Origin of the sequence: Pseudarthrobacter niigatensis (genome assembly GCF_030812615.1) — a bacterium.
In the GTDB taxonomy this organism is placed as follows: domain Bacteria; phylum Actinomycetota; class Actinomycetes; order Actinomycetales; family Micrococcaceae; genus Arthrobacter; species Arthrobacter niigatensis.
Window position 1 is genome coordinate 265,218 of sequence record NZ_JAUSTB010000002.1, and the last position, 11,551, is coordinate 276,768.

Consider the following 11,551-nt stretch of genomic DNA (forward strand, 5'->3'; position numbering starts at 1 on the left):
GGGCCCATCGGCCCTTTGCTGAAGTCCTGCTTGCTGGTAGCAATGTCCTATGATTGCGTCGCCCACCGCCGCTGCCGCTGCCAAGCCACCGTTTGACGCCGTCATTTTCGACCTGGACGGGGTGGTCACCAACACGGCACTGGTGCATCAGGCAGCGTGGAAGGACGCGTTCGCCCGGATCCTGCACGACCCCAGGATTCCGCCGGGCACCGACCGTGCCCCGCTCAGCAGGGCCGACTACCTCACCTATATCGACGGCATGCCGCGCGAAGAAGGAGTGGTGCGGTTTCTGGCAGCCAGGGGAGTGCTTCTTGAGAAGGGGCACGAAACAGATGAAGCCGGTGCCTGGACAGGATTCGGCCTGGGCCGGTGGAAGAACGAGCTGTTCCTGGAACACCTCCGGCGGGACGGGGTCCAAAGCTACCCCGGGACCCTGCAGCTGCTGCGCCGGCTCACCGAGGCTGCAGTGCCCATGGCCGTTGTCACCTCGAGCCGAAACGCGGCATCGGTCCTGGAAGCAGCGGGCGTCCAGGATCTCTTCACCGTCGTCATGGACGGGACGACGGCGGCAGCGCTTGGGCTGCAGGGAAAGCCTGCCCCTGACGTCTTCCTGGCTGCCGCAGCAAGGCTTGGCGTCAGTCCGTCACATGCCGTGGTGATTGAGGATTCGGCCGCTGGTGTCGAGGCCGGGCGGCGCGGCGGTTTTGGCCTGGTGGTGGGAATCGACCGGGCCGGGAACCGCCGCCAGCTTGAAGCCGCGGGGGCGGACACTGTCCTCAACGATGTGGGCGAGCTGGACCTGGGGCAGGTGATCGGCAATGCCTGGCACCTTGTGTTTGAAGGTTTTGACGCCGGGCACGAAGGACACCGGGAGGCCCTGACCACCCTGGGCAACGGCTACCTGGGCGTTCGTGGAGCGGCCCCCGAGGGCGGTCCGTACAGCTACGCAGGCATGTACCTCGCCGGCATTTACAACCGGGTCAGGGCGAAGTCCGCCGACGAGATGCTGTTGGAAGAACACATGGTCAACGCGCCCAACTGCCTTCCGCTTGACCTGCGCCTGGCCGGGCAGGAATGGTGGTCTGCGGGCGGGCTGTACGTCGTCCGCGAGCGCAGGGTCCTGGACCTCAAAAAAGCGGTGCTGGAGCGAAGGCTGTTGCTGGAAGGTGCCGACGGGCGGCGCCTGGAGGTGGTGCAGACACGATTTGCATCCATGGCCGAGCCTCACCTGCTGGTCCTTCAGACGGCGATCACGGCCTTGGGCTGGAGCGGCATGGTGGAGGTCCGCAGCGGAATTGACGCCGGAGTCCGCAACGCGAACCTCCCCGAGCGTGCCCAGGGCTCCGATGTCCACTTGGCCGACAAGACGGCCCCGCAGCGCCCGGACCCGGAGGTGCGCCCTGACGGTACCTCCGTCGTTGAGGTTGAAACCACCCAAAGCCTCATCCGCATCGCCGTGGCCTACCGGACGCAGGTCTCGCCGGCCGCCGCACACATTACCGGGGGCGCGATCGGAGCCTTCCATTTCCAGACCCTGCCGGTTTCCCTTGAAACCGGTACCACGGCGCGGATCACCAAGTCAGTGGCGGTGGTGACCTCCCGCGACCGTGCCATCTCCTCGCCCGAAACGGGTGCCCGTTCAGTGCTTGAGCGCGCGCCCGGGGATTTCGATGTGCTGCTCGCCGCCCACGAGGAGGCCTGGCGGCGTGAGCTCCGACCTTTCCTGGTGGAGATTGACGCCCCGCTGCCCGTGCGCATGGTCCTTAACCTGCATATCTTCCACCTGCTGCAGACCTTGACCCACCACACGGCGGAACTGGATGCCGGCGTGACGGCACGCGGACTCCATGGCGAGGGCTACCGCGGCCACGTCTTTTGGGATGAGCTGTTTGTCCTTCCGGTGCTGACTTCACGAACTCCGGATATTGCCCGCTCGGTACTCGACTACCGGTGGCGCAGGCTGCCCGCGGCCCGGCATGCAGCATCGTTGGCCGGGCAGGAGGGAGCAAAGTTTCCTTGGCAAAGCGGCAGCGACGGGAGCGAGGAAACCCCGAAATGGCTGTACAACGACAGGTCCGGCAGATGGGTCCGGGACTATTCGCATCTGCAGGTGCACTCCGGCCTGGCCGTCGCCTTCAACGCATGGCAGTACTTCCAGACCACCGGGAACAAGATCTGGCTTCTGCAGAAGGGTGCTGAGCTGGTGGTTGAAGTTGCCCGCTTCTTCTGCTCCCTGGCGGAGTACGACGAGACAGGCGGCAGGTACCACGTGCGGGGCGTGGTGGGACCGGATGAATACCATACTGGCTACCCGTACCGTGACAAACCGGGCCTGGATGACAACGCGTACACGAACGTCATGGCCGCCTGGGTTTGCTCCCAGGCAGCAGGCATCCTCTCATTCCTGCACGGCAGCGAGCGCGCGGGGCTGATGGACCGCCTTGGCGTCACGGATGCGGAAGCGGCCGGGTGGGAGCGTTTGGGGACCTTGATGTACGTGCCCTTTCACAGCGACGGTGTCATCAGCCAGTTTGCTGGTTACGGGGATCTGCAGGAACTTGACTGGGACCATTACCGGGACACCTATGGCGACATTGAGCGGCTGGACCTGATCCTCGAGGCAGAAGACGACGCCACCAACCATTACAAACTGGCGAAGCAGGCGGATGTCCTGATGCTCCCGTACCTCCTGGGACACGATGGGCTGGTCACCGTGCTGCAGCGCTTGGGCTACGGGTTCACGCACGAACAGCTCAACCGGACCGTCGAGTATTACCTTGCCCGGACGGCCCACGGCTCCACACTGAGCCGGGTTGCGCACGCATCGGTCCTGGCCGGCCTGGACGCGGACCGGGCGTGGGACAGCTTCCGGGAAGCGCTCGACGCCGACCTCGACGATACCCAGCATGGCACCACGCGCGCGGGCATCCATTTGGGCGCGATGGCTGGAACCATCGACGTAGTGCAGCGCAGTTTTGCGGGGCTGCGGTTCAGCGGCGACACCATCTTGTTTGCCCCCAACCTCCCCACCGGGCTGCGGGCCGTTGCTTTTGAGGTCCTCTACCGCGGGCACCGCCTCCGCATTCATCTCAAGGGCGGGGATATGAGTATCGCCTCCGCTCCAGGTGACGCCGGCCCCATCAAGGTACGGGTCCATGGCAATGACGAGTTCCTTCCCGCCGGGCAGACCCGGCACTTCCCGCTCCCTGCCCGCGCTGCGGGGGTGGTGGTGCCGTGAAGCGGCTGGGCATCCTCACCAGCGGCGGTGACTGCCCCGGCGTCAACGCGGTCATCCGGGGAGCCGTGCTGGGCGGAGACGTGGCGCATGGCTACGAATTCATCGGGTTCCGGGACGGGTGGCGGGGTGTCCTGGAGCAGGACGTTTTTCCTTTGCCCCGGACGAGTGTCCGCGGTATCTCCCGCCTGGGCGGAACCATCCTGGGCACGTCCCGGACCAATCCGTTGGTGGGGAAGGGGATCGAAGGGGTCCGCTCCTGCGTCCGGCGCCACGAACTGGACGGCCTGATTGCCATTGGGGGAGAGGGGACACTGGCAGCTGCCCGGGAATTGTGCGGGCAGGGCATCAATGTGGTGGGTGTCCCAAAGACCATCGATAATGACCTCGGTGCCACGGACTACACCTTCGGCTTTGATTCCGCGGTCCAGACTGCCACAGAAGCCATCGACCGCCTCCGGACTACTGGCGAATCGCACCACCGGTGCATGGTCGCAGAGGTCATGGGCAGGAATGCCGGCTGGATAGCACTGCATTCCGGCATGGCGTCGGGCGCGCACGCCATCCTGATACCTGAACATCCGGTGTCCCTGGACCAAATATGTTCGTGGGTACTGTCAGCCCGGGACCGAGGCCGGGCTCCCCTTGTGGTGGTGGCCGAGGCCTTCGCTCCCGAGGGTCACCAAGCACCCTACGCACCCCGTGGCCTGGATACTTTTGGGCGGCCGCGACTGGGAGGGATCGGCCTGCTGCTCGAAGGGGAACTGCAGACACGGACCGGCATCGAAACGCGCGCCACCGTTTTGGGCCACATTCAGCGTGGCGGCGAACCTACGGCCTTCGACCGGGTCCTTGCCACCAGGCTGGGGCTGGCCGCTGTCGAATCGGCAGCCGCCGGCAGATGGGGCACCATGGTGTCGCTGCGTGGTACGGACATAGTCAATGTTGACCTGGGGGAAGCGCTGGGAGAACTGAAGGTGGTCCCTGAAGCACGGTACGAGGAGGCCGCTGTCCTGTTTGGATGAGGCAGGGGACCTGTTGAGCAGAGCCTACCGTTCCGCCCGGACCCGGAGGACCGCTGAACCGGTTATCCTGTCGGCGGCCAGGTCGTCGAGGGCCTTGTCTGCTGCGTCGAACGGGTAGGTCGTCGTGGTGAGGGCCAGGGACAGCCTGGCTGCGAGAGTCAGGAACTCATGCCCGTCAGCCCGGGTATTGGCTGTTACGCTCCGCACTTGACGTTCGTAGAAGAGCTCCCTGCTGTAATTGAGGGCCGGGATGTCGCTCAGGTGGATTCCGGCGATGGCGAGGGTTCCACCCCTGTCCAGGGCGCGCAGCGCAGCCGGGACAAGTTCTCCCACCGGTGCGAAAAGAATCGCGGAATCGAGGGGTACCGGCGGCTCGTCATAAGCGTCCCCCGCATAGTCGGCTCCCAACTCCCTGGCGAGCGACCGGGCACTGTCAGACCGGGTCATGACAAACACGGAGGCACCCTGTTTGATGGCAAGCTGGGCGGTGATGTGCGCGGAGCTGCCAAAACCGTAGATGCCAAGGCGCCCGCCAACGGGCAGGGCCGCACGCTTCAGGGCCCGGTATCCGATGATCCCCGAGCACAGCAGCGGCGCGGCCTGTTCGTCAGTGAAGCCAGCTGGCACCGGGTAGGCGAAATCCTCCGCGACAACCAGTTGCTCGGCATAGCCCCCATCCCTGTCCCAGCCCGTGAACACCGGTGACCTGCACAGATTCTCGTCGCCGCGGCGGCAGTAAGCACAGCTGCCACATACGCCACCCAGCCAAGCCACGCCAACCCTGTCGCCTGCCGCGAAACGGGAACAATCCGCTCCGGTTTCGACCACGACTCCGACAGCTTCATGCCCCGGCACCACGTGGGGGCGCCGCGGGGAGAGGTCACCTTCGGCGAGATGGAGGTCGGTCCGGCACACACCGCAGACGGTCACGTCCACCAGTATCTCGTCGGCCGCAGGCCTGGGAACTGCACGGATCCCCTGGACCAGCGGGCGGGTGGACATGGGACCGGGCTCGCCTACCCACCATGCACGCACTGGATCTCCTGCCTGGAACCTGCGCACCTGCCGGTCCGGGCCGCCTACTCGAGACCGGCGCGGGTTGCCTCGTCCAGCGAGGCCTGCCACAGCAGCGGGGCGTTCATCGTGAAACGCCTGCCCGTCACCGACTCCGGTGTAATCCGGATGAAGTACTCCTGGCCCACGCCCTGCCAGGGGAACAAGGCGCGCCGGATGTCATCCAGGTCGGGTCCAGTGGGTGTTGTCTCGGCAGCCTTGCCCTTAACGACGACGCTCCACGCAAGCCCGAACTGCGAACTGACGGCGTCTGCTTCCAGGGCCACCGTGGCATCCGACTGGATGGCCTGCTGCTTGGTTCCTGACCCGGTGCGGAAAACCAGCGTGTCACCATCAACCTTGAAGTTGACGGGAAACACGTCGGGGTGGCCATCGGCGATGACGGCGAGCCGTCCCACCCCGGTTTGGCCCAGGAGGTCCCAGCACTCTTCAGGGTCGAGGATTTCCGGCACGGGTACGTTTGATTTGTCAGTCATAGGGCACAGCGTAGGCAACTCTTCGGCATCGGGAAAGGGCACAAAGGCCCGGCGTCAAGGGCAGGACCAATGGCCCTTGGGCCCGGGGCGGCCCAATGGGACGCTGTGGGAACACCCGGGAAACCCTGATCTTCCTGCGGGAGGTGGCCATGCTGACGCACTTGTTCCTCAACCGCGTGCTGTGGGCCGTCGCCGGACTGCTGGCGCTGGCTGCTGCGGCAACCGGGGTCTGGCGCCCTGGAATCTACAACGGCGTGGTGGCCCCCGACCTGGTCCCCGGCGCCTACTCCCAGGACCTGCTGTCAGTGGCGGCCGGGCTCGGATTGCTGTACCTGTCGTATGCGGCAAAGCCCCAGAGGGCCAAATTCCAGATCGTGGCCCTGGGACTCCTTGGCTACCTCTTCTACGCCTACGGGATCTATGTCATTGAGCGGACCTACAACGGCCTGTACCTGCTCTACATGGCAGTCTTCGCCCTGTCATTCTGGGCCTTGGTCACCGCCGGGGCCACCGTGGCCCGCGACGCGCCATCCGTCTCCCTTTCTCGTGCACCCAGGATTGCTTCAGCAGCCGGCGCCATCCTTCAGCCGCTCATCTTCTACCCCCTGTGGATTGGCATGCTCCTGCCCCTCATGCGGAGCGGCGAACAAATCGATTCCCTCTACTCGATCTTCATCCTGGACCTTTGTTTCATCATGCCCGGATTCCTGATCCTTGCCTTCCTCACGTACCGGAACCACCGTACGGGTCTGCTGCTTCTCCCGGCCCTGTACGTCCTCGGCTTCACCCTCATCTTCTCCCTGGCGGTGGGTGAACTGGTCAAACCCCTCTTCGGTGCAGAACCAAGCCTGGCCGCCTTCCTTCCCGCACTTGGGCTCTCGGGGCTCTTCCTGGTGCTTGGAAGCCTGCATCTGGCCAAACTGAAGGCCGTGAATCCACTGGCAGCAGCTGCCGCCGGCTCCCAACCCATCCCTCAGCAATCCGAGCGCTCCGGCCGGCAAACCCTCGAAAAGCCGTCCCCCACAGTAAAGAGAAACGCATGAAAGCCCTCGTCTACGGCGGACCCGGCAACAAGTCATGGACGGATGTTCCGGACCCCCGGATCCAGCAACCCGGCGACGTCATTGTCAAAATCGATACCACCACCATCTGCGGTACGGACCTGCACATCCTCAAAGGTGACGTGCCCGCCGTCGAAAAAGGCCGGATCCTGGGCCACGAGGGGGTGGGAACCATCGTGGAAACCGGGCCTTCCGTGACTGGGCTGAACGTGAACGACCGTGTCATCATCTCGTGCATCAAATCCTGCGGCCACTGTGCCAACTGCAAGGCCGGACTCTACTCGCACTGCCTGGGCGGCGAGGGCCAGGAAGGCACGGGATGGATCTTCGGGCACCTCATTGACGGTACCCAGGCGGAGTACGTCCGGGTGCCCTATGCCGAAAATTCCCTGCACCTGCTGCCTGCCGGCGTCAGCGACGAACAGGCCGTCATGCTCTCCGATATCCTCCCCACGGGATTCGAAATCGGCGTCCAGTACGGCCGGGTAAAGCCCGGCGACACCGTGGCCGTGGTCGGTGCCGGGCCGGTGGGACTGGCGGCGATCACCACAGCAGGGCTGTACGGCGCCGCTACGGTGGTGGCCATCGACCTGGACGCCAACCGCCTGGAGAAGGCAAAGGAGTTTGGCGCCACGGACACGGTCCTGTCAGGCAGCCGTGACTGGAAGGAACAGGTCCTGGCCCTGACAGGGGGACAGGGAGTCGATGTGGCCATTGAAGCTGTTGGCGTGCCGGCAACATTTGGCATGTGCACCGACATCGTACGGCCCGGTGGTTCGGTGGCGAACGTCGGGGTGCATGGAAAACCCGTGGAGCTGCACCTGGAAAACCTGTGGATCCAAAACATCAGCATCAGCATGGGGCTGGTGAATACCAACACGACGCCCATGCTGCTCAAGCTGGTGGCCCAGGGAAAGATCAGGGCGGAGAAATTCGCCACGCACCATTTTGGTTTCGATCAGTTCCTTGACGCCTACGACACCTTTTCCCGGGCTGCCGAAACCAAGGCCCTCAAAGTGATCATCACGGCGTGAATCCGGACACCGCTACAGCCAGTCTGCGGAGAAGTCCACCGGCGGCCACCACCGTGTCCGGGACCTGACGGCGAACCGCCGTCCGGTGAGCTCCGTGGGGATCAAAGCTACCAGGTGGTCCTTGATCCCGGGCTCCCACGGCTCGCGGTCGGCATCGGAGTCGGGGAGCGTCATCCGGGTCCCATCGAATTCTTCCGGCTTGCCCTTAGCCACCACGCTCCAGACTTCCGTGGCGTAAGGGTTCAGTCCATCCACCTCGAGTGCCGCGACTGCGCCGCTGAGCAGGGCGCGCAGCTTGGTGCCGGGCGCGGTACGGAACACCAGCGATTCCCCGGCAACGGAAAAGTTGACCGGAAAAATCTCGGGAACGTCACCATTGATGACTGCCAGCCGGCCGATGTATGAGGACCGAAGGTACCGCCAGCATTCATCGGGATTCAGCACTTCTGTTCGAGACCCACCAGCGGAATCAGCCATGGTACCGATCCTAGGGCCTGGAGCGCGGGTGTGCACTGCTGGGGCGTTCACCCTAGGCGTAGCCGCGACGGGACTGGATCCAGGCCGTCCACCGTTGATTCCCGTAAGGGCCCCAGAGGGCACGGAACAGCCGGAAGCGGCACTCAAAGCCGGAGGTGCGCCATGGACCAGGCGCAGGTACCAACAACAGCGGACAATGACGATGTCCTGGACTCGTACTCGCAGACAGTGATGCGGGTGGCAGCTGCCGTGACGCCCCACGTGGCAGCAATCGAGATGACGGCGCAGCGCCGCAATGGCCGGGCCCGGGTGGGAGCAGGTTCGGCCGTCCTCTTCACCGAGGACGGCTACCTGCTCACCAATTCCCACGTGGTGGCCGGCACCCGGCACGGCTTCGCGGTCTTCGGCGACGGCAGCAGGATGGAGCTGGAACTCGTTGGCGCGGACCCCTTGTCCGACCTTGCGGTGGTGCACGGTTCGCGGCCGCGAATCCGGCCCGCCGTGTTCGGCGCGGCGGAATCCCTCCGGGTCGGGCAGCTGGTGGTGGCCGTGGGCAACCCGCTGGGCTTGGCCGGTTCGGTGACCGCGGGGGTGGTCAGCGGGCTGGGCAGGGCCATTCCAGTCTGGTCGGGCGGTAACCGGCGGGTCATCGAGGACGTCATCCAGACCGATGCGGCACTGAACCCCGGCAACTCCGGCGGTGCCTTGGCGGATACTCACGCCAGGATCGTGGGCATCAACACCGCAGTGGCCGGAGCCGGCCTGGGACTGGCAATTCCGATCAACGCGACCACCCGCAGGATCATCTCCGCGCTGTTGTCAGACGGAAGGGTGCGCCGCGCGTACCTGGGCCTGGTGAGTACCCCGATGCAGCTCGGATCCAGCGCCGTGATCCGCACCGGGCTGCGTGAAGGGCTCCGCGTCGTAGAGGTACTGCCCGGGTCGCCTGCAGACAAGGCAGGCCTGTCGGCAGGGGACGTCATCGTCACGGCCGGGGGCCGCCCGGTCAGCAACGCCGAAAGCCTGCAGCGCCTGCTGTTCGCCGATGCCATCGGCCAGCCGCTCAACCTTGCCGTGCTGCGCGATGGCGCAGAACGCCACCTGACGGCGGTTCCGGAGGAAATGACGGCCAACGGGGCTGGATAACGGCCGACGGCGGGCCGGCACCATGGGCAGGCACATACGAAAGGCTAGGGGCTGACCTGGGGGGCTTCCACGTCAGCGATGCCTACGAAACGCGTCCCCACGCCGTCGTACTCGCTGCGCACGCACCCGGGACGCACGGCGGGAACCTCGGACGGCGCGTGGTGGCCGCACACCACGTAGGTGAAGTCCGGCCACCACTTCTTGGGCCGGGCAGCCTCCTCGTACCCGCACACGGCGCACTCAAGGTGCACCCAGACGGGCCGTTTGCCGGTGCGGTTGGCCCGTGACTGCACCAGCCAGGGCGGGGGATTGTCCAGGATGCTGCGGAGCTCGGCCTCGGACATCCACTTCGGCAGGCCATGGCGCTGCGCCATCTCAAGGGGAACATCCAGGGTTATTGCTGCGTCGCGTCTGCTGATCATCACGTTCCACGATACGGGAGGCGGCCAAATCGGCGTGCGCCGGTGATTCAGCTTCCCAGGATGCAGCCGGGGTGGGGCGTTTCGGTGGAGACCCACAACGCCGAGGCGATCTCATCCGCAAGGTCGAAGTCGCGGGTGCCGCCGGGGCCGGCGATGCGCACCATCAGTGCACCACCGAACGGGCGCCGACCCAGCACCTCAACCTCGGCGTCGAGATCGATGTCCTGCGCGGCGAGATACCGCAGGAGCTCAGGATTGTCATCGCTGATACGGGTGATTTTTCCGCTGTGCCCCTGGTCCAGCCCGGCGAGGAGATGGGCGCTGGGCATCAGCACCTGGCCGTCCGCGGTGGGAATGGGATCGCCGTGGGGGTCCCGTTCCGGGTTTCCGAGTTTGGCGGCGACGCGTTCGATGAACGTATCCGAGACCGCGTGCTCCAGCTGTTCGGCTTCATCGTGGACCTCGTCCCAGCTGTAGCCAAGACGCTGGACGAGGTAGGTCTCGATGAGCCGGTGGCGCCGGACCATTGACAGGGCCAGGCGCAGGCCGGAATCGGTCAGGGTGACTGCGCTGTAGGGCTTGTGGTCCACCAGCCCCTGGTCCTTCAGCTTGCGGACCATCTCCGACACAGAGGAATTCGCCACGCCCAGCCGCTGTGCCAGCTGGGAGGACGTGATGGGCTTGTCCTGCCATTCAGTGAATGAATAGATGACCTTGACGTAGTCCTCGATCGAGGAGGAGGGCGCGCTGGTCTTCACAGGTCCAAGCCTACCGGTTTGGCCGGTCCGGCAGGGGCGGCCCCGGATCAGGCCTTGGCGGCGCGCCAGGCCAGCGTCAGGTAGGGGAGGTCGAGTTCCTGCCCCGGAGCATGGGGCAGGTGTTCGTGCAGGTACCAGTCCAGGTTGGCAAGGACCTTCGCCCGCGTCGACTCACCGGCCCGCAGGTAGTAGCTGCGCGATTTGGTGAGCTCCATCAGGTCACTGGTGGTCACCCGGTCCTGCCAGTGCGTCACATGCCCCTCAAGCCCGTGGAATTCGGGCCCGACGACGGGCTTGTGGCCGGGCCGGTAGACGTCGCCGGCGTGCATGATCCGGGAGAGCCGGTGCACCCAGGGGACAGAGGTGTCCAGCTGGTTCCAGACCAGGCCCAGGGTTCCGTGCGGGCGCAGGACGCGGGCCAGTTCGGTGCTCGCAGCGAGGGGATCGCACCAGTGCCACGCCTGGGCAACGGTGACCACGTCGAAGGCCGCATCCCGAAGGCCTGTGGCCTCGGCCGTCCCCGCCGCAGCCGTGGCGGCCGGGCAGTGGGTCTTCAGCTGGGCAAGCATGTCCGCAGAAGGATCGACGGCGGTGACATCCAGTCCCATGGCCAGCAGCAAGGCGGTGAATTTACCGGTACCCGCCCCGACGTCCAGGGCGTCACGGGCCCCGGCAGGCACCAGCCACCGTGCGGATTCCGCCGGATAGCCGGGGCGGACGCGCTGGTAGTGGCGGCCGCCGTCCTGGAAGCTCTGCCCGAGCTCCGTGCGCCGGCCGTGATCAAGCCTGGGGCCACCCCGAACCACGCGTGGCCTCCTTCCGGTGCTGCCTGCGGATGTCCTT

11 protein-coding genes are annotated in these 11,551 nt (G+C 65.7%); 5 read left to right on the forward strand and 6 right to left on the reverse strand.

Going from position 1 to position 11,551, the window contains the following annotated elements:
- Positions 1-49 precede the first annotated feature (49 nt).
- Positions 50-3,238 (forward strand): HAD-IA family hydrolase, encoded by a 3,189-nt coding sequence (locus J2T23_RS04295; protein WP_307357528.1) that lies wholly within the window; start codon positions 50-52, stop codon positions 3,236-3,238.
- Entirely contained in the window at positions 3,235-4,260 is a 1,026-nt protein-coding gene (locus tag J2T23_RS04300; RefSeq protein WP_307357530.1) for an ATP-dependent 6-phosphofructokinase, read from the forward strand. Before J2T23_RS04295 ends, J2T23_RS04300 begins: the two co-directional genes overlap by 4 nt.
- Before the next feature lie 24 nt (positions 4,261-4,284).
- On the opposite strand, the gene J2T23_RS04305 is transcribed toward J2T23_RS04300, so the two are convergent.
- Both J2T23_RS04305 and J2T23_RS04310 read right to left on the reverse strand, forming a co-directional pair.
- Entirely contained in the window at positions 4,285-5,295 is a 1,011-nt protein-coding gene (locus J2T23_RS04305; RefSeq protein WP_307357532.1) for a zinc-dependent alcohol dehydrogenase family protein, read from the reverse strand.
- A 44-nt stretch (positions 5,296-5,339) separates the two neighbouring features.
- Entirely contained in the window at positions 5,340-5,810 is a 471-nt protein-coding gene (locus tag J2T23_RS04310; protein ID WP_307357533.1) for a pyridoxamine 5'-phosphate oxidase family protein, read from the reverse strand.
- Between the two features lie 95 nt (positions 5,811-5,905).
- On the opposite strand from J2T23_RS04310, the gene J2T23_RS04315 reads away from it, so the two are divergent.
- Both J2T23_RS04315 and J2T23_RS04320 read left to right on the forward strand, forming a co-directional pair.
- A complete protein-coding gene (locus J2T23_RS04315; RefSeq protein ID WP_307357535.1) occupies positions 5,906-6,853 on the forward strand; it encodes a hypothetical protein in 948 nt (315 codons plus the stop codon).
- Complete coding sequence (locus J2T23_RS04320) at positions 6,850-7,905, forward strand: zinc-dependent alcohol dehydrogenase family protein (protein WP_141181854.1); 1,056 nt, start codon at positions 6,850-6,852, stop codon at positions 7,903-7,905. The genes J2T23_RS04315 and J2T23_RS04320 overlap by 4 nt, the downstream gene beginning before the upstream one ends.
- A 12-nt stretch (positions 7,906-7,917) precedes the next feature.
- Here J2T23_RS04320 and J2T23_RS04325 read toward each other — a convergent pair whose 3' ends face one another.
- Positions 7,918-8,382 carry a pyridoxamine 5'-phosphate oxidase family protein gene (locus J2T23_RS04325; protein WP_141160013.1) on the reverse strand — a complete coding sequence of 155 codons (465 nt, stop codon included), beginning with the start codon at positions 8,380-8,382 and terminating at the stop codon, positions 7,918-7,920.
- 162 nt (positions 8,383-8,544) lie between these two features.
- Between J2T23_RS04325 and J2T23_RS04330 the strand changes: the two genes are divergently transcribed.
- The gene (locus J2T23_RS04330) at positions 8,545-9,528 is read left to right on the forward strand and encodes a S1C family serine protease (protein WP_141160014.1); all 984 of its coding nucleotides are present in this window, start codon (positions 8,545-8,547) and stop codon (positions 9,526-9,528) included.
- A 44-nt stretch (positions 9,529-9,572) separates the two neighbouring features.
- On the opposite strand, the gene J2T23_RS04335 is transcribed toward J2T23_RS04330, so the two are convergent.
- The 3 genes from J2T23_RS04335 to J2T23_RS04345 are packed head-to-tail and all read right to left on the reverse strand — an operon-like array spanning position 9,573 to position 11,514.
- Entirely contained in the window at positions 9,573-9,950 is a 378-nt protein-coding gene (locus tag J2T23_RS04335) for a hypothetical protein (protein WP_307357537.1), read from the reverse strand.
- A gap of 47 nt (positions 9,951-9,997) precedes the next feature.
- Complete coding sequence (locus tag J2T23_RS04340) at positions 9,998-10,708, reverse strand: metal-dependent transcriptional regulator (protein ID WP_141160016.1); 711 nt, start codon at positions 10,706-10,708, stop codon at positions 9,998-10,000.
- 47 nt (positions 10,709-10,755) lie between these two features.
- A complete protein-coding gene (locus tag J2T23_RS04345) occupies positions 10,756-11,514 on the reverse strand; it encodes a class I SAM-dependent methyltransferase (RefSeq protein WP_307357539.1) in 759 nt (252 codons plus the stop codon).
- Positions 11,515-11,551 lie beyond the last annotated feature (37 nt).

Coding starts and splice junctions, on each gene's coding strand:
- J2T23_RS04295 (WP_307357528.1), top strand. CDS start 50: ATGATTGCGTCGCCCACCGCCGCTGCCGCTGCCAAGCCACCGTTTGAC.
- J2T23_RS04310 (WP_307357533.1), bottom strand. CDS start 5,810: ATGACTGACAAATCAAACGTACCCGTGCCGGAAATCCTCGACCCTGAA.
- J2T23_RS04315 (WP_307357535.1), top strand. CDS start 5,906: ATGGGACGCTGTGGGAACACCCGGGAAACCCTGATCTTCCTGCGGGAG.
- J2T23_RS04320 (WP_141181854.1), top strand. CDS start 6,850: ATGAAAGCCCTCGTCTACGGCGGACCCGGCAACAAGTCATGGACGGAT.
- J2T23_RS04325 (WP_141160013.1), bottom strand. CDS start 8,382: ATGGCTGATTCCGCTGGTGGGTCTCGAACAGAAGTGCTGAATCCCGAT.
- J2T23_RS04330 (WP_141160014.1), top strand. CDS start 8,545: ATGGACCAGGCGCAGGTACCAACAACAGCGGACAATGACGATGTCCTG.
- J2T23_RS04335 (WP_307357537.1), bottom strand. CDS start 9,950: ATGATCAGCAGACGCGACGCAGCAATAACCCTGGATGTTCCCCTTGAG.